This window comes from Nostoc sp. GT001 (assembly GCF_030382115.1).
GTDB lineage: Bacteria > Cyanobacteriota > Cyanobacteriia > Cyanobacteriales > Nostocaceae > Nostoc.
On the sequence record NZ_JAUDRJ010000003.1, the window covers coordinates 50,105 to 67,034 of the forward strand.

At 41.0% G+C, this 16,930-nt stretch carries 12 protein-coding genes and 1 pseudogene; 3 read left to right on the forward strand and 10 right to left on the reverse strand.

Features of this window, described 5'->3' with window-relative positions:
• Positions 1-13 precede the first annotated feature (13 nt).
• Both QUD05_RS02900 and QUD05_RS02905 read right to left on the reverse strand, forming a co-directional pair.
• Positions 14-1,315 carry a sensor histidine kinase gene (locus QUD05_RS02900; RefSeq protein ID WP_289794780.1) on the reverse strand — a complete coding sequence of 434 codons (1,302 nt, stop codon included), beginning with the start codon at positions 1,313-1,315 and terminating at the stop codon, positions 14-16.
• Positions 1,316-1,425: 110 nt separating this feature from the next.
• Positions 1,426-3,816, reverse strand: a complete 2,391-nt coding sequence (locus QUD05_RS02905) for a hybrid sensor histidine kinase/response regulator (protein ID WP_502911424.1) — start codon at positions 3,814-3,816, stop codon at positions 1,426-1,428.
• Between the two features lie 547 nt (positions 3,817-4,363).
• Between QUD05_RS02905 and QUD05_RS02910 the strand changes: the two genes are divergently transcribed.
• Entirely contained in the window at positions 4,364-5,659 is a 1,296-nt protein-coding gene (locus tag QUD05_RS02910) for a glycosyltransferase family protein (RefSeq protein ID WP_289794782.1), read from the forward strand.
• A gap of 34 nt (positions 5,660-5,693) precedes the next feature.
• Here QUD05_RS02910 and QUD05_RS02915 read toward each other — a convergent pair whose 3' ends face one another.
• Positions 5,694-6,080 (reverse strand): hypothetical protein, encoded by a 387-nt coding sequence (locus QUD05_RS02915; protein WP_289794783.1) that lies wholly within the window; start codon positions 6,078-6,080, stop codon positions 5,694-5,696.
• A 402-nt stretch (positions 6,081-6,482) separates the two neighbouring features.
• Between QUD05_RS02915 and QUD05_RS33920 the strand changes: the two are divergent.
• Both QUD05_RS33920 and QUD05_RS02920 read left to right on the forward strand, forming a co-directional pair.
• Positions 6,483-6,560 (forward strand): annotated as a pseudogene (locus QUD05_RS33920) (transposase); the annotation flags it as partial.
• Positions 6,561-6,610: 50 nt separating this feature from the next.
• Entirely contained in the window at positions 6,611-6,748 is a 138-nt protein-coding gene (locus tag QUD05_RS02920) for a hypothetical protein (RefSeq protein ID WP_289794784.1), read from the forward strand.
• A 757-nt stretch (positions 6,749-7,505) separates the two neighbouring features.
• Here the strand turns inward: QUD05_RS02920 and nifJ are convergent.
• The 7 genes from nifJ to QUD05_RS02955 all read right to left on the reverse strand — a co-directional run bounded on the left by nifJ (position 7,506) and on the right by QUD05_RS02955 (position 16,722).
• On the reverse strand, positions 7,506-11,117 hold the full coding sequence (gene nifJ, locus QUD05_RS02925; protein ID WP_289794785.1) for a pyruvate:ferredoxin (flavodoxin) oxidoreductase: 3,612 nt from the start codon (positions 11,115-11,117) through the stop codon (positions 7,506-7,508).
• Between the two features lie 316 nt (positions 11,118-11,433).
• Entirely contained in the window at positions 11,434-12,291 is an 858-nt protein-coding gene (locus QUD05_RS02930; RefSeq protein WP_289794786.1) for a nucleotidyltransferase domain-containing protein, read from the reverse strand.
• A 26-nt stretch (positions 12,292-12,317) separates the two neighbouring features.
• Complete coding sequence (locus QUD05_RS02935; RefSeq protein ID WP_289794787.1) at positions 12,318-13,070, reverse strand: DevA family ABC transporter ATP-binding protein; 753 nt, start codon at positions 13,068-13,070, stop codon at positions 12,318-12,320.
• 62 nt (positions 13,071-13,132) lie between these two features.
• Complete coding sequence (devC, locus tag QUD05_RS02940) at positions 13,133-14,299, reverse strand: ABC transporter permease DevC (RefSeq protein ID WP_289794788.1); 1,167 nt, start codon at positions 14,297-14,299, stop codon at positions 13,133-13,135.
• 14 nt (positions 14,300-14,313) lie between these two features.
• Positions 14,314-14,649 (reverse strand): DUF2834 domain-containing protein, encoded by a 336-nt coding sequence (locus QUD05_RS02945; protein WP_289794789.1) that lies wholly within the window; start codon positions 14,647-14,649, stop codon positions 14,314-14,316.
• Between the two features lie 47 nt (positions 14,650-14,696).
• Positions 14,697-15,986 carry an ABC exporter membrane fusion protein gene (locus QUD05_RS02950; RefSeq protein WP_289794790.1) on the reverse strand — a complete coding sequence of 430 codons (1,290 nt, stop codon included), beginning with the start codon at positions 15,984-15,986 and terminating at the stop codon, positions 14,697-14,699.
• A 154-nt stretch (positions 15,987-16,140) separates the two neighbouring features.
• Complete coding sequence (locus tag QUD05_RS02955) at positions 16,141-16,722, reverse strand: TetR/AcrR family transcriptional regulator (RefSeq protein ID WP_289794791.1); 582 nt, start codon at positions 16,720-16,722, stop codon at positions 16,141-16,143.
• Positions 16,723-16,930: the final 208 nt, after the last annotated feature.

Below are 16,930 nucleotides of genomic sequence, written 5' to 3' on the forward strand. Positions count from 1 at the left end.
TTAAGATTCTAATTTATCGTATAGGTAATTCAATCACAAACTCTGTACCCTCACCTTGTGTTGAATGACAACTTAGCTTACCGCGATGATTATTAACTACAATTTGGTAAGCAATAGATAAACCTAGCCCTGTTCCTTGACCGATGACTTTTGTAGTGTAGAAAGCATCGAATATCTTTGTTCGGTTGGCTTCGCTGATTCCTGAACCATTGTCTGCAATTCTGATAATAACTCGCTCTCCAATTGCTTCAGTTTTAATCCAAATCATACCAATATGTTTAAAATTTTCACCAAAATGCTGATTTTTTTGTATTTCTTCAATTGCCTCTATTGCATTACTAATCAAATTCATAAAAACTTGATTTAGTTCGCCTGGATAGCACTCAACAAGCGGCAATTCTCCATATTCTTTACTTAGTTGTATTACCGGACGATGAGCATTTGCTTTGAGTCGATGTCCAAGAATGAGTAGCGTAGTTTCTAACCCCTCATGCAGGTTAGCACGTTTCTTTCCTGCTTCTCCGTGTCGAGAGAATTTGTTCAATGATGACACAATTTCTGTAACGCGATCTGTACCCAGTTGCATGGATTGAATAACTTTGGAAAAATCATTTAACAAATAGCTGATATCTTTTGTTTTAATAGCATTTTGAATTTCAAGAGGTGGATCGGGTAGATATTTTTGATATAGTTCAAGCAAATTAACAACCTCTTGAAAATATTGTTCAATAAAATTCAAATTACCAGCAATAAAATTGATAGGGTTATTTACTTCATGGGCAATTCCTGCTGTCATTTGACCCAAGGTTGCTACCTTTTCTGCTTGAACCAGTTGGGTTTGCGCCTGTTGTAATTCGGCGTTTTTGTCCATCAAGGTTTTCGTCAAATTTCTCAGCTTAAGTTGATGCTCTACTCGCACCAAGACCTCTTCATACTGAAAAGGTTTAGTAATATAATCTACGGCTCCCAGTCTCAATCCTTTAACCTTGTCAGCAGTATCTGAGAGAGCAGTCATAAAAATGATCGGAATATCCCTAACACGAGGATTGCTTTCACTTTTTAGGTATTTACAAGTTTCAAACCCATCGATACCCGGCATCATGATATCAAGCAAGATTAAATCAGGTAAATTATCATTTTCTAATCTCTGAATGGCTTTTTCACCACTACGAGCTGCCCAAACTTCAAAGCTAGACTGATCCAAAAAGCTTGATAAAACTTGTAAGTTGGCAGGGTTATCATCAACGACTAAAATAATTCCTCTAGCAGGATCGCGATTTAGTAAATTTTTTTGATTGCCTATCGTTGCTGTCATAATGTTTCTATCCTATATTGATTCACGTTACTTTTTTGCAATACGCTAAAGTAGAACACTCTAAATTTAAAATTCACTCACTACAATCCCCATAAATAAATTTAATAAAATTAATACTTTTCTTTTTCGATCAAAAAATTAAGGATTAAATCTTCGTCAAACTGCCTTGCTAGTTGCCGCAATTGGTTAGCAAAGGGAGTAAATTTTGTGTCTGCTTCCTCTAGTTTATCTGCCCATTTGAGAATGTCATTGAAGTTACCTTTACTCGCTAAATTCATCAGTTCCCGCAATACATCAAGGGAAGGTGGAGTCAATTTATCTGATGAGCTATCAAGTGTTGTAGTGGAAGAGTTGATTTTTTGTTCTTCAGATTGATACTGCTGGTAAATCCATACCAAATTTAAGTGACACTCTAATTGATGTAGTAATTCATCTGCCTGTATGGGTTTACTCAAAAAGGTGTCACCTCCTGCTTGCAGACTGCGATGTTGGTCGGCTTCAAAGACACTAGCAGAAGAGACGATAATCTTGACATCTTGGATCTTTGGGGTATGACGCAGGTGTTTAATCAATTCAAACCCATCCATTTCTGGCATCAGCAAATCTGTAATCACCAGGTCTGGTTTCAGAGCGATCGCTTTTTCTAAACCATCTTTACCATTGATGGCTTCAACCACTTTGAAACCCAATGGTTGCAATAAGTTTGTAATTACTGTGCGATTCTCCCAGCGATCGTCCACCATCAGGATAGTGCGGGGACTACCTTCAAAGCCAATGATTTGTCCCTTGGATGCAGTCATCGCAGACTGTACCCATTCGCTGGCTTGGGCGATCGCAATTTCAAACCAGAAAGTACTACCCTGACCGATCTCACTTTTAACCTGGATCTCGCTACCCATCATCTGCACTAACTGCCGAGTAATAGCTAAACCCAGCCCTGTCCCTTCTATCTGATGCTTTTTCTCACCTACTTGTTCAAATGGCAAAAAAATGTTGTCTAATTGGGTTGGAGTTATGCCAATTCCTGTGTCTTTTACACTAAAGTGAATGCAATATTTCTCTGTCTGTCCATCAGCAGGAAGTCGCTCGATTACCTCAACCTTGAAGCTAACCTTACCCTCATCGGTAAATTTAATGGCATTTCCCAGCAGATTCAAGAGAACCTGACGTAACCTTTTGACATCGACATGAACCGCTGTGGGTAAGTTGCTTGCGGGTTCATAGACAAACAAAATGCCTTTTTGTTCTGCCCGAATCTGACAAATTTCTACAATACCCTGTAAAAAAGAGGGAAAATGAACATCTTGAGGATGCAGTTCTAGTTTTCGCGCTTCAATTTTGGAAAGATCCAAAATGTCATTAATTAAAGTCAGCAGATGAGAGCCACACTGTTCAATAATGTTTACATGATATTGCTCTGGCTCCGGCAAACCTTTAGAACGCAGCAAAATTTGAGCACAACCCAAAATACCATTCAAGGGTGTTCGCAGTTCATGGCTCATGTTGGCTAAAAATTCGCTCTTAGCACGGTTTGCGGTATCAGCCGCTACTTTAGATTTTTTCAGTTGAGCTTGTTCAAACGCTTGCACCTGCCACAAGACAGCAATCATCGTCACTGTTAATCCACCCACAATTAGGGCTATCAGATCGAGGAATTGTAGCCGAGATTCAATGTTTTGGCGCGGAATTACCAAAGCTACAGACCAATTAGCTTCTTGTAACGGCACATAAGCAACATACTTTTTAGTGCCGTCAATTTCCATCAACTGAATTCCCTGTTGTTTTTTTACCATCTGCTGCGCGATCGCATTTAAATTGCGATCTGGAATTTTCAGCAGGCTAGGTGCAGGTTTTTCTAACGTTGACATTAACATTGAGTTGGGATGGACGATCGCTTCTCCTTGAGAATTGAGGGCGAACGCATAGCTGTTATTGCCGTAGTGCAACGAGTTGACCACCTCAGCAATATGATCGACCTTAACATTGCCTTGGAAGACGCCAATCGGTGAACGACTGGTAGGAAAATTTGACCAGATTGGGGTGGCGATCGCAATTAATGGAATGCCTGTAGAACGGCTGATAAAGGGATCAGAAATATTGCTTTTTCCGGCTAGTGCTTTTTGAAAGTAGTCTCGATCCTTAATATTCTTATTTGCTCGACCAACCTTAGTATTAGAAAATGAACCATCTGGGGTAACTATTTGGAAAAAGAAAAATTCATCGATCCGCTCAACTTCTGACTTTAAATAGGGTTCTGCCACAGACCAGTCTAAGGAGCGTACAGTTGAGGTATGAGCAAGGGTTTGCACCTCTACTTTACGAACATGTAACCACTCCTCAATTTCATCAACCCCTCTCTGTACCTCTAAGAAAGCCTTTACTCTCAAGTCTTCTAGCGTTATTTTCCGAGCAGCCTGATAGCTAAAATAAGCAGAAATACTCACAATAAGAGTAGTACCGCCAAGAATAAATCGAATCAACAAATTCCGCGAGGAATACATTTTGGTGTCAGATGGGCTGGAGTTGTTTTTTATCACAGGGTTCACCCTCTAAACAATGGGTTTGGTAAGCAAAAAAAAGGGCTATATTTAGATTGCCCAAAAAATTATTAATAATCGCAGCTATGATTGTTCATAGCTGCGATTGTCAATACCCTAAACTTTGCTAACCATCCTCTAAAGACCTGTATTGTGAAGTATGTATAGGCTTATCATCAGGTAAGTTCAAAAAATACATTTTATAATAATAAAATTTATCGCTATATTTTTCTTGAGAAATTAAATAATATTACTGACATTTAAGTTTCATAAAATGGTAAAATTTTATCTAGTTAAACAGGCATTTAAAATTAAAAAATTATGGATTATTTGGCAATATCAAATAAATATAGCTGAATGCTAGTAGTCGCATTCTAGGTGATAGTGGTAGCGATTAAATAATTGCCAACTCTATACAAAATTAATGTGAAAGAGGTTATCAATCTCATTAACAAGCTACAGTATATACCTAAGTATAAGAACGAATTAGGTAATATTTGCCTTTTGACTAATGACTCAAATAGATATTCTGATCCTTTCAAATGGCCCAGGTGAAGTAGCAACCTGGGTGCGTCCAGTAGTAAAGGCGTTGCGGCAAGAACTAGGGGATGACCGTTCTTTAGCGAGGATTTCTGTGGTATTGTCGCCTTGCTCAAATGCTAGTGGTAAAGAAGCTGCGATCGCTCTTTCTTTCCCAGAAGTAGATAGAGTTCAGGGAGCAGAACATTTTTGGCAATTTTTGCTTTGGGGCAAAACATTTGAAAATTGGGATTGGAGAAGTCGCGGTGTAGTCGTTTTTCTGGGCGGCGATCAAATTTTCCCCGTAATCATCGGCAAAAAGCTGGGATATCGCACTGTTGTTTACGCCGAATGGGAAGCTAGATGGCATAACTGGATAGATCGCTTTGGAATCATGAAACCCGAAGTTGCAGCCCGTGTTCCCCAGAAATATGCTCACAAATTCACTGTTGTCGGTGATTTGATGCTAGAAGCAGCAGAGGAAAGCCTAGATTCAAATTCTCCTTTGCCTATTACTCCATCAAAAACTGAATTGATTGGTTTACTCCCTGGTTCAAAAGCAGCAAAATTAGCCCAAGGAGTACCATTATGTTTAGCTATTGCCGAATACGTTCGTACAAAAAGACCGCAAACCAGATTTGTAATTCCTGTAGCCCCAACTTTGGATTTACAAACTTTAGCTAGTTTTGCCGATCCCCAAAAGAACTCTATTGCTGAAAGTTTTAGCTTTGGTGGTGCTTCCTTAATTATCCCAGAGGATGCTAAAGGCAAGGCATTGCTCAAAACTGCAACGGGCTTAACTGTGGAACTGTGGCAAGAAAACCCTGCATATCACTTATTATCCCAGTGCTGCATCTGCTTAACTACGGTGGGGGCAAACACTGCCGAACTTGGTGCTTTAGGAGTGCCAATGATTGTTTTACTACCAACCCAGCAACTTGATGCCATGCGTTCTTGGGACGGTTTACCCGGATTGCTAGCAAATCTGCCAGTCGTCGGTACGCTATGCGCTAAGGTGATTAATTGGTCATTTCTGAGATTTGTGAGACGCAAAGGTTTATTAGCATGGCCAAATATCTGGGCACAGGAAGAGATAGTCCCAGAACTTATGGGTAAACTTAAATCGCAAGAAGTTGGGGAAATGGTTTTAGACTTTTTGGCGAATCCAGAAAAATTGGATGATATGCGCGCTAAACTCCGTAATACTCGCGGCGAAAGCGGTGCAGCCCAGAAAATAGCACAGATTGTTGCTGAGGAAATTGGGAAGTCGCGAGAGATGAGGGAGTAATGGAAGCAACATCTCCCTCATTTTTCACTCTGGCTTAATCTGAAGATTCTCCATCCCTGCGCCCAAGTTCAAAAATGCCAGCACCCATACAGGCTAATATACCTGTACTAATTCCCCAACTCTCACCTAAACTAATTTCCAGACCCCAGTTACATAAAGCGCCGACTACCAAAAAAGGCACAATGCTAAATAGTGAGGCGTAGAAAGCATTTTGGGATTCTCTGGCTTTACGAGTCTTTTCAAACTCTGTCTGGCTGGTGTAGAGCGATCGCTCGGCAAAGTTAAACCAGCGATTGAGTTGCTCGATTACCCATTCATTGACTCTGGAAAAACCTAGATATAGGGCTAATGACCACAAACTCGCTCCGGCGATCGCGATCGTGTCTAACTCAAAACGGAAAGGTAAAATTTCAGTCAGCATTGCTTGGGATAGTCCTGCAAAGGGTCAACTTTAGCTGTGAGTAGATGCTAAATAAACCTCTTGTGCAATTTTAAGCATAAAGGCTAACAAGATTTCAACTACTTAGTAAATATCCAGCTTCTTAGCTTGTTTACACCCGCTTTACACCCATTCTCTATCTAAAGGTATCAAAAAATACTTCACATTTTAGTCTAAGGGCGTGTTTATAAATAAAAAATAAAGAGCACCATAGTAATTCCCCCAGGACAGGTATTTTAAAAGAGACAGTCATAGTATTTGAATGGGGTAAAATGGCTCGAAAAGCTTATCCTACAGACGTTTCTGATGTCGAATGGGATTTGATAAAATCAATGATTCCAGCAGAACGTCAGCCTTCATCGTGGAAAAAAGCGTGAAGTAGATATGCGGGAGGTAGTAAATGCAATCTTTTACATATTGCGTGCAGGTTGCTCGTGGCGAATGATGCCTCACGATTTACCTGCATGGCAAACGATATATTCATATTTCCGACGCTGGGAGCGTAAAGGAGTATGGCACAAAGGACTCGAAATTATCAAACTTTGCGATCGCACCTGCTCTCTTCTAAAATTGAGCTATCTATTAATATTTCCCCGCTTACCCTCTTTGATGCCTCTCTGCTGCCACATCCCACCGATCGCAGTAATTGAATAATTTGTAATTCGTAATTCTAATTCGTAATTATAAAATTTAATCACGAATTACAAGATTACAAGAGACTTATCCGAAAATGGTAAATGTATACGGTAAAGGAATTTCAGGGATTATAAGGGAATGTGCGATGCCTGCGGCGGGCTGCGCCTACGCTGGATTAGGTATACGAAAGAATAGGAGTTTGAGCATAAACTACGGTCAAATTATCAGTTTAGAGGCAAAAATATTGGTAAAATAAATTTTATTATTTACCAAAATATTTAAATATTAATATCTAGTAAAAGTAAACAATTAAGCCGTAGCCTGACTAACCCACAAACGGTCATAATTATCTGGCTATACTTGTGCCTTGCTAGTTTGTTGACTAAAGTTTGGGTTCAACACACCTTAAACCATAGCGTTAGTAACGAAAATAACGATTTGAGTAGCTAAAATGGTGCTTTTGTAACGAAAACTCTGATGTTTGTCACGAAAATAATGAATTTAGTAACCAAAATGGTTTTTTATAACGAAAATTCTAATGTTTGTAACAAAAAAAATGGGTTTTTATAATGAAAATTGCGACTTGATATCATGTCCGCCAAATTACCCATAATAAAATAACCCCACCCCCAACACCCTCCTCGCCTGCGGGGAGGGGAGACAAAGCACAGCTTTGGCGGGGTGGGGTTCTTCGGGTTTAATAAGCAATCAAGCGGACATGATATGAGTTAGTTAAGTCGCAATTTTTATAACTAAAATTAGGGTTAATATTCAGAGAATATCGCGTTTTGCCAGAAATTGGTACATCTGCCAACGTGCATCTACTTCAGCTTGGGCTTGTTCTAACAAGTGCTTGGCAACGTCGGGTTTACTCTTGGTGAGCATCTTGAAGCGATTTTCTTGATACATCGAATGTTCTACAGATTGCGTAGGCGATCGCATATCCAATTGCAATGGATTTTTACCCTGGTTAAGCAACTCTGGATTATGCCGATACAGTAACCAACGACCTGATTCTACCAGAGTTTTCTGATGATTCATCCCGGTAGTCATGTTTATGCCGTGGGCGATGCAATGGCTGTAAGCAATAATCACTGATGGGCCATCATAAGCCTCTGCTTCTAAAAATGCTTTGAGAGTATGTTCATCTCTAGCGCCAAGGGCTACACTCGCTACGTAGACATTTCCGTAGGTCATGGCAATCATCCCTAAGTCTTTCTTCGGTGCTGGCTTACCACTAGCAGCATATTTTGCAACTGCGGCTCGTGGTGTAGCTTTGGAAGATTGACCGCCTGTATTAGAATACACTTCTGTATCCATTACCAAGATGTTGACATTCCGACCACTAGCAATTACATGATCGATGCCGCCAAAATCGATATCATAAGCCCAACCGTCACCGCCAACAATCCAGACGCTTTTTCTCACCAAGTAATTAGCGAGAGATTTGAGATTTTGGATTTGAGATTTGAGACTGGGGTCGAGAGTTACAATTTCATCTAACCTCTGCTGCAACAGTGCTATCCTTTCGCGCTGTTCCCAAATGTCAGCCTCAGATTTTTGTTCAGCTTTCAGGATTGACTGGGCAAGGTTTTCATCGATTTCACTTCCCAATCGTTGCAACAATTCCGCCGCAAACTCAGCTTGTTTGTCGAGGGAAAGGCGGAAGCCAAAACCAAATTCGGCATTATCTTCAAATAGATTATTAGACCACGCGGGGCCGCGTCCTTCGGCGTTGGTTGTCCAAGGTGTTGTGGGGAGGTTTCCACCATAAATTGAGGAGCAACCTGTTGCATTGGCAATGACGGCGCGATCGCCAAACAATTGTGTTAATAATTTTAGATAAGGTGTTTCACCACAACCTGCACAAGCACCGGAGAATTCAAACAAAGGTTCTTGCAGTTGTTGTTGGCGAATCTGATTTAATTTTAGCGATCGCCTGTCAGGATTAGGTAAACTCAAAAAGAAATTCCAGTTTTTCCGTTCTTGCTTTTGTAAAGGCAACTGCTGTGCCATATTAATTGCTTTCAGTGATGGCTCAGATTTATTTTTAGCAGGGCAAATGTTTACACAAATAGTGCATCCCGTGCAATCTTCTGGGGCAACTTGAATGGTAAATTTTTGATTGGCAAAGTCTTTATCTTTTGCACCAGTTGACTTGAAAGTTGGTGGTGCATTAACTAACTCATCGGCTTGATAAGCCTTAGCACGGATGGCACTGTGGGGACAAACCATGACGCACTTACCGCATTGTATGCATACATCCGGTTCCCACACAGGTATCTCTTCAGCAACGTTACGTTTTTCCCACTTAGCAGTACCTACGGGAAAGGTGCCATCAACTGGTAGTCTGCTAACAGGTAAGTCATCACCTTCCCACACCATGATTTTGCCCAGAACTTCTCGCACAAATTCGGGAGCGGAGTCCAGCAATTTTGGATTTTGGACTTCGGCTTCGCTCAGTCGAACGATTTTAGATTTTAGATTATTGATTGTCTGTGGTACATCTACTTTATGCAAGTTGTCTAAGGTGTTGTCTACAGCTTGCAAGTTCATGCGGACAACTTCTGCACCTTTTTTACCGTAGGTTTTTTCAATCGCTTGTTTGATTTTAGCGATCGCTTCTTCTTGCGGCAAGACACCCGCTAAGGCAAAGAAGCATACTTGCATAATGGTGTTAATTCTGCCACCCATGCCACTTTCACGGGCAACCTGACTAGCATTTATCACATATAACTTCAAATGCTTGTCGATAATTTGCTGCTGCACCTTCAACGGCAGATGTTCCCAGACGGTATCTGCATTGTATGGACTGTTAAGCAGCAAAGTCGCTCCAGGAATCGCAGCCTTTAAAATATCTATGCGTTCCAGAAATCCCCAGTGATGACAACCAATAAAGTTGGCTTGGTCAATTAAATAGGTAGAGCGAATTGGCTTTTTACCGAAGCGGAGGTGAGAAACGGTTATTGAGCCAGATTTTTTGGAGTCAAAGACAAAGTAGCCTTGGGCGTAATTGTCGGTTTCTTCACCAATGATCTTGATGGAGTTTTTGTTAGCGCCAACAGTGCCATCAGCACCCAACCCATAGAACATTGCCCTGACAACATTATCCGATTCTGTAGAGAAATTAAGGTCAAAGCTGAGAGAAGTATAAGTAACGTCGTCATTAATCCCGATAGTAAAATGCTTCTTCGGCTGGCTTTGCGCGAGATTATCAAAGATGCCCTTCACCATCGCCGGGGTAAATTCTTTAGAAGAAAGACCATAACGACCACCAATAATTTTAGGGTATGAGAAAGTATTTTCTCCGCCTGCCCTCTTATCTCCCCACGCTTCATGGATAGCAGCCACAACATCCAAATACAAAGGCTCACCAGCGCTACCAGCTTCTTTGGTGCGGTCGAGAACTGCGATCGCTTTTACACTAGTTGGTAATACTGCAACAAACTTTTGGACATCAAAGGGGCGGTAAAGTCGCACTTTGACTACACCAAGTTTTTCACCACGGGCGTTAAGGTAATCTACTGTTTCATGGACGGTTTCACAGCCTGAACCCATCAGAACAATAACGCGATCGGCATCCTTAGCACCGTAATATTCATAGATTTTATAATCCCTTCCCGTGCGTTCTCCAAATTCATTCATGATGCGCTGGACAATTTCTGGACAAGCGTTGTAGTAAGGGTTAGCGCCTTCACGCCCTTGGAAGTAAACATCGGGGTTTTGGGCAGTCCCGCGCAATACTGGACGATCTGGGGTGAGGGCACGGCTGCGGTGGGCGAGTATTAAGTTATCGTGGATTAGCGATCGCAAATCATCATCTGACAGCAATTTGACTTTCTGCACTTCATGTGATGTGCGGAAGCCATCAAAGAAATGCATAAACGAGACTCGCGTCTCTAAAGTAGCAGCATGAGCAATGAGAGCAAAATCTTGACTTTCCTGCACGGAAGCGGAACACAGCAGGGCAAAACCAGTTGCACGAGCTGCCATCACATCGCTATGATCACCAAAAATTGATAACGCATGAGTAGCCAAAGAACGGGCGGCAACGTGAACCACAGCGCTAGTCAACTCACCAGCAATTTTGTAGAAGTTGGGTATCATCAACAATAATCCCTGAGATGCCGTGAAGGTGGTACTCAAGGAACCTGTTTGCAATGCTCCATGTACAGCACCAGCCGCTCCCCCTTCGCTCTGCATCTGCACGACGCTGGGAATAGTACCCCAGAGGTTAGGACGACCTTCTGCTGACCAAGCATCAGCCCATTCACCCATTGCTGAAGAGGGGGTGATGGGATAAATGGCAATCACTTCATTTAATTTGTAAGCAACACGGGCAACAGCCTCATTCCCGTCGATGGTTGCAAAGGTTTTGTTCATAATATGATTTTTGTCCCCGCCTCTAAGCTGCATTATCAGAACATGTGGATATAAGAATCAGAAATAGCCAGTACTGGAAAGTAAGTATATTATCTGCATTAAAAATTTCACGGTAGGATTTACTCCGTGTTTAAAGGATATGTTGATACTTTTAGGCTCTTAAATTAACTTTCAATCAATACTGCATCTATTAATATCTCATCCGCAATACTGCATCTATTAATATGTATTAATAATGTACTCAATGACCAAAGTCTTTGTTTTAAAAGACTTTTAGATAATATATTCTTTTTTGTGGGGTACAGGGACGGGAATATTACATTGTTAATCGCCGATTTCCATACCATTGACTCAAATCATCCTCAATCGCCTCAATAATCGCGATCGCCTCAGTTATTGATTTTGCATCGGCAGCTAAAAGTGCAAACGCTCGCTCAACCCGTTGTTGATAGTCCTGCGGGCAAATAGCAAACCTATTAGCAAGTGCGAGTGCCCCTTTTTCATTCAACAGGTAATCTTCATTGAGCGCGAATAAAACTTGATTCATACACGCGACACTGCGGAAACAACAACCTGCTGCGTAAACAACATCATTGCGTGCAATCGCCTTTTTTGCGACCAACAGCGAGAAACTTATTTCCCAGGCGAAAGTATCAATAGTTGCCTGTTTCAGCCCAACTGGATACGGTTTTGTTTTGAGCTTCAAAGCTTCTAAAACACCATTAGGGTCATAAAGTGCGTGACAAAAAGCAATTTCTCCCATATAAATCGAAGATACAAAACCATGAGGATGTCCTGGTTGATAATCAATAGTAATGCGTCCGTTATGGCAATCATCAATCACACGATTTACCTTCACCAAATCGCGATAGAGAAAATCTACACCTACACCTTGAACCTTTAGCCAACCACCACCATTAATCCACTTTCCCCATTCCCCGATCGCAGTAATCAAATTTACACGATGGTCATCATCAAGCTCACAAGCAAGGCGATTTAGAGCAATTAAATCGGGCGGATTTTCTGGATTATAATATATTCCCAAATCCACATCTGACTTTAGGGTATGGTAGCCCCGTGCCCGTGAACCACCTAATGAGACGGCTGTAATTCCCTCAATTGACCGCAAACTTGAAACAATATGGTTAATGAATTGAGGCAATTCTTTATTCATAGATTTTTGCAAATTACAAATTAGTATTACTTGCTTGTTGTGATAGAATCTACACCATCTGTCTTCAACTGACCATCTTCCATATAAATGATGCGATCGGCAATATCAAGGATGCGGTTATCGTGGGTAACTAGCAAAATCGTACATCCTTGTTCTTTAGCTAGCTTCTGCATTATTTCTACGACATCACGCCCAGATTTTTTGTCGAGTGCAGCAGTGGGTTCATCTGCTAAAACAATCTTAGGATGACTAACTAAAGCACGAGCGATCGCAACCCGTTGCTTTTGCCCTCCAGATAGTTTCTCTGGGTAATAATCTATACGATCTCCTAAACCGACAGTTTCCAAAATAGCGATCGCTTTGGCATCAATATCCTGATTCAGAAAATCGTCATGCAACTCTAAGGACATCCGCACATTTTCTCTTGCTGTTAAAAAAGTCATCAAGTTATGAGCCTGGAAAATATAGCCAATTTGGCGGCGAAGTTTAGTTAATTGCAGCTTTTTAGCGCCACGAATTTCCTCTCCTAAAATTTTGAGACTACCTTCTTGAGCAGAACGCAATCCACCCATTAAGGTTAACAAGGTGGTTTTCCCCGATCCAGAGGGGCCAGTCATAATAACGATTTCCCCAGCCTTAATCTCCAAATTAATATCAAATAAGACTTGTTTTAGAAGCGCACCTTCACCAAAGTAGTGGTTGAGGTTACTAATAGAAATTACAGATTCTAAAACAGAAAGTGTTGAGTTGGAATTTTCTGGTAAAGATTTTTGCAACATTATGATTTTATAAAGTATTGGGTATAGAGAAATAATTCTTGTAGAGACACGATTCATCGCATCTAAAAAACATCGGCAGGATCAGCAGATCGTAACTTCCGCATTGCGATCGCCCCAGAAACACTACACATAATCACGGTTAAAATCCAAACCTGGATCGCCCGTTCTATTTTCATAAAAATAGGAAGCATCGTCGCAGCGTAGGTAACTTGATACAACCCAAAAGAAAGGAAGAATCCAGGCAGAAAACCTAAGATAGCCAATAACAATGCTTCTTGAATTAGAACTCCTAAAAGATAGTTATCGGTGTATCCCATTGCTTTGAGGGTGGCATATTCTGGCAAGTGGTCAGAAACATCCGAGTAAAGGATTTGGTAGACAATCACGATGCCAACAATAAACCCAACTCCTGTACCTAAACCGAAGATAAAACCAATGCCAGTACCGGCTTCCCAGTAAGTTCTCTCGACTTTGGCAAACTCTTCTGGAGTGAGGACTCTGACATCTTTAGGTAGTCCATTGACAAGTTGCGATCGCACTTTTTCTGTATCGGCATCAGATTTAAGCGTAATCAATCCAACTTCGATGCGATCGGGTTTACGTTCTGGGAATAGCTGGAGAAAAGTAGAGTCACTGGTGATCACATTCCCATCGGCAGCAAAGGAAGCACCATCAGTAAACAAGCCCTTAACAAAGACGGCTTTACTATTCAGTTCCGTGTCAAATTTGCCTGTTTTCTTAAAGATATCGCCAACTGCCCCGTATTCTGGACGACCTGCCTGGTCAAATATAACTTGATACAACTGTTTAAGGTGATCTTGATTTTGCTTAATTTCGGACGATTTGAATGGTGATTGTGCCGGATCGACACCCCAAACTAAAATGGCGCGTTCAAGACGTGTTTCAGGATTTCGCCACTGTCCGGTACTGATGTAGACAGAATTAACTGACTGAACACCTTCATAAGCTAATGTTTGATAAAGTCGCTCTCTAGAAAAGTTTTTTACAGAAAACAAAGTTTGAAATTGGGGACTAATTAAAACCAAATCTGCCTGTAAATTGCGATGAGGTTTCACAGCAGCATCAAAAAGTGCACTTTCAAATCCCAACTGGATAAACATCAGCATATCCGCAAAGGTAATACCTGCGACTGCAACAGCCAGACGGGTTTTTTCTTTCATTAACTGCCGCCATGCTAGCGGTGTTTTGCGAAATAGTTTAGAAAACATATTTAAAAAACCCTTTAATAACCCAGTGTTTCAGCTTGCTGTTCAAGCTGGCGCTCTCGCATGAAAAGAAATAAGGGAAGACCTAAAGAAACACCAACTAAAAGATTGCAGACAACGTAAACCCAGAGATTTTGCATTTTCAGACGTGTTCCTTCCCAAAATATGAATGTCCACAAAACTAGGGATGAAACAATAAGATCCATGCCAAAAAAACCAGAAATTTTGTTGGCAAAGAGTTGTTCAAAAAACAGCTTTATATCAAGACCATGCTCTAAGATGAATGGAACAAACTGGGAGTAAGGTAGAACAAAGCCAAGTATACAAAGCAGAAGATATATGACTTTAACCATGATTAAATTCACTTGATAAAGATGCTGGAATACACAAGACAACAACTCTATATTTCAATCGCTGTCTGTATCTGTAAGTTAGTGAAACCTGCAACTCGTTTGCTGTCTTCAGGATTAAGGCGAATTTTTACCTCAACTACTCGGCTATCGAGGTTCTCCCCTGGCTGGTTGCTGAAAACGTTTTGTCTATTCACCTGCAAACCAATTTGGGCAACGGTTCCTCGCAGTTCACCGATAAATGCCTGACTGCTAATTACTGCCTGTTGTCCTAGTTTCACTTTACCGATGTCGGTTTGATAAACTTCTGCTACTGCCATCATCTGGTTTGTTTGCGCTAAGTCTGCAATGCCAGAATCACTAATTTTTTCTCCGACTCGCGTATGAATTTTGATGATTTGTCCCGCCATCGGTGCTTTGATGTAAGCAGCCGCCAACTCGGTTTGGGCATGTTTGAGTGTGGCGATCGCATTTTCAACTTCTGTCTTGGCTGCGGCGACATCTACAGGTCGGACTTCTGCAATACTGGTCAGCGTAGCTTTGGCTTCACTGACTTGCTTGCTACCAGTGGCGTTAGTGCGAGCGAGTGCTGCTTTGGCTTCGGCAAGTTGTTTGCTAGCAGTGGTGTTAATCCGGTTGAGAACTGCTTTGGCTTCGTCTACTTGCTGTTTGGCAGTTTCTACAGTCAAACCTTTGCTATCGTACAAAGAATTAGAAACTGCGCCTTGAGAATAGAGCTGCTGATAACGTTGATATTCGGCTTCGGCATTTTTGAGTTCTGCCTCTAGCTTCTTAATGGTTGCCTCTTGCGCTATTCTGTCGCCTTCCCACTGTGCCTCTATGCGGAATATGGCTTCCTGTTGCGCTGTTTTGTCTCCTTGAGATTGGGCCTGGAGACGTTCAACGCTTGCCTGCTGGGCCTGAATTTCTCCTGCTTTTGCTCCTGCTTGCACTTGAGCGAGTTTAGCTTGAGCAACTCTGACTTGTTGTTGGGCTTGTAGTACAGCAGTTTGCAAGCGATCGCGGGCGTCTAAAATTGCTACCACCTGTCCGGCTTTAACACGATCGCCTTCTTTGACTAGAATTTTGGCAATGCGATCGCCATCCAATGCTAAGGGCGCAAACAAGCTAATTACCTCTGCTTCCGGTTCTAGCCGTCCTAATGCAGCTACTTTTTGAATGTTGGGTGTGGTTTCAACTGGCTCAGATTTCTTAGCTTGACCAACTAATCCAAACTGAGAAATTCCATAAACAACAATTCCACCTGTAATAGCAGTAGCTGCAATTACTAATGTAATTAACCCTTTTTTAGAAGTTTTTTCTGACAGCTTTTGAACCATGTATTTTACTCTCCTAAAAATTTATTTTATCTATATTAAATAAGTTAGCTTTTTCAAAAATAATCCAGGCTAATTTATTATACATATAGCAGGTTACAACAAGCATGAAATATATACCCTAACTCTAAAAACGTTATACAGTCTCCGTTTCAATTTACATTCTGGCTGTATGTTGCGGTAAATATGCTGTCAGCATTTTGCCTAACAATGCACATTGTTCAATAAAATCAATTGTTTCATTACCCCATAACTTCTCCAGAATTAAACCATCTACAAAGCTCAAAACAAAGGAAGCCAATACCGAATCTTGAATCCCAAATAAATCGCAAATCGCCTCCTGGTAACGCTGATTATTCCGCTTAAAAATACTATTTTTTAACATTTCTTTAGAGTCTTTGTGTTGGCAAAAATCTATCCAAATGTAAGTCCATTTAATGAAGTAATCTTCATTTTTCACTAGATATCTTCCTAGTGCTTCCATTGATTCTTGTAGCGTTTGCGCTCCTTGTAATTCAGCTAATGCTGTACTTAAGTCTTGCTCACAAATCTCCTGGGCTAATTGCTCAAATAGAGCTTGCTTGCTAGGAAAATAGTGGTACAACGTACCAGTAGAAACCCCTAATCCCTCAGCAATTTGGCGCATAGTGATGGAACCATAGCCTTTTTGGGCAAATAAATCAAAGCACTTGTCGAGCAGTTCTTTACGGTATTGCTCATGGTCAACAATCTTTGGCATGACTTAAGTTATTTATATCGAACGATTGTTATATATAATTTTAGCATCTTTATTACTGAGATGTAAAAACGTAGTTGATGAATTTAAATCGAACATCCGTTATAGTTTAATCCAATTTTGCGCTAGATGTAATACTTATAAATTTTTATGTTTGCTACTTAGTATAAACCTATGATTCTTTTTGGGAAAAACACCGTATATTATAGGA

What these genes read in the sequence shown, in the direction of transcription:
- QUD05_RS02950 (WP_289794790.1), bottom strand. Translation starts at nt 15,986, where the DNA reads ATGGTTCAAAAGCTGTCAGAAAAAACTTCTAAAAAAGGGTTAATTACA.
- QUD05_RS02955 (WP_289794791.1), bottom strand. Translation starts at nt 16,722, where the DNA reads ATGCCAAAGATTGTTGACCATGAGCAATACCGTAAAGAACTGCTCGAC.
- QUD05_RS02900 (WP_289794780.1), bottom strand. Translation starts at nt 1,315, where the DNA reads ATGACAGCAACGATAGGCAATCAAAAAAATTTACTAAATCGCGATCCT.
- devC (WP_289794788.1), bottom strand. Translation starts at nt 14,299, where the DNA reads ATGTTTTCTAAACTATTTCGCAAAACACCGCTAGCATGGCGGCAGTTA.
- nifJ (WP_289794785.1), bottom strand. Translation starts at nt 11,117, where the DNA reads ATGAACAAAACCTTTGCAACCATCGACGGGAATGAGGCTGTTGCCCGT.
- QUD05_RS02945 (WP_289794789.1), bottom strand. Translation starts at nt 14,649, where the DNA reads ATGGTTAAAGTCATATATCTTCTGCTTTGTATACTTGGCTTTGTTCTA.
- QUD05_RS02905 (WP_502911424.1), bottom strand. Translation starts at nt 3,816, where the DNA reads ATGTATTCCTCGCGGAATTTGTTGATTCGATTTATTCTTGGCGGTACT.
- QUD05_RS02910 (WP_289794782.1), top strand. Translation starts at nt 4,364, where the DNA reads ATGACTCAAATAGATATTCTGATCCTTTCAAATGGCCCAGGTGAAGTA.
- QUD05_RS02935 (WP_289794787.1), bottom strand. Translation starts at nt 13,070, where the DNA reads ATGTTGCAAAAATCTTTACCAGAAAATTCCAACTCAACACTTTCTGTT.
- QUD05_RS02930 (WP_289794786.1), bottom strand. Translation starts at nt 12,291, where the DNA reads ATGAATAAAGAATTGCCTCAATTCATTAACCATATTGTTTCAAGTTTG.
- QUD05_RS02915 (WP_289794783.1), bottom strand. Translation starts at nt 6,080, where the DNA reads ATGCTGACTGAAATTTTACCTTTCCGTTTTGAGTTAGACACGATCGCG.
- QUD05_RS02920 (WP_289794784.1), top strand. Translation starts at nt 6,611, where the DNA reads ATGGCACAAAGGACTCGAAATTATCAAACTTTGCGATCGCACCTGCTC.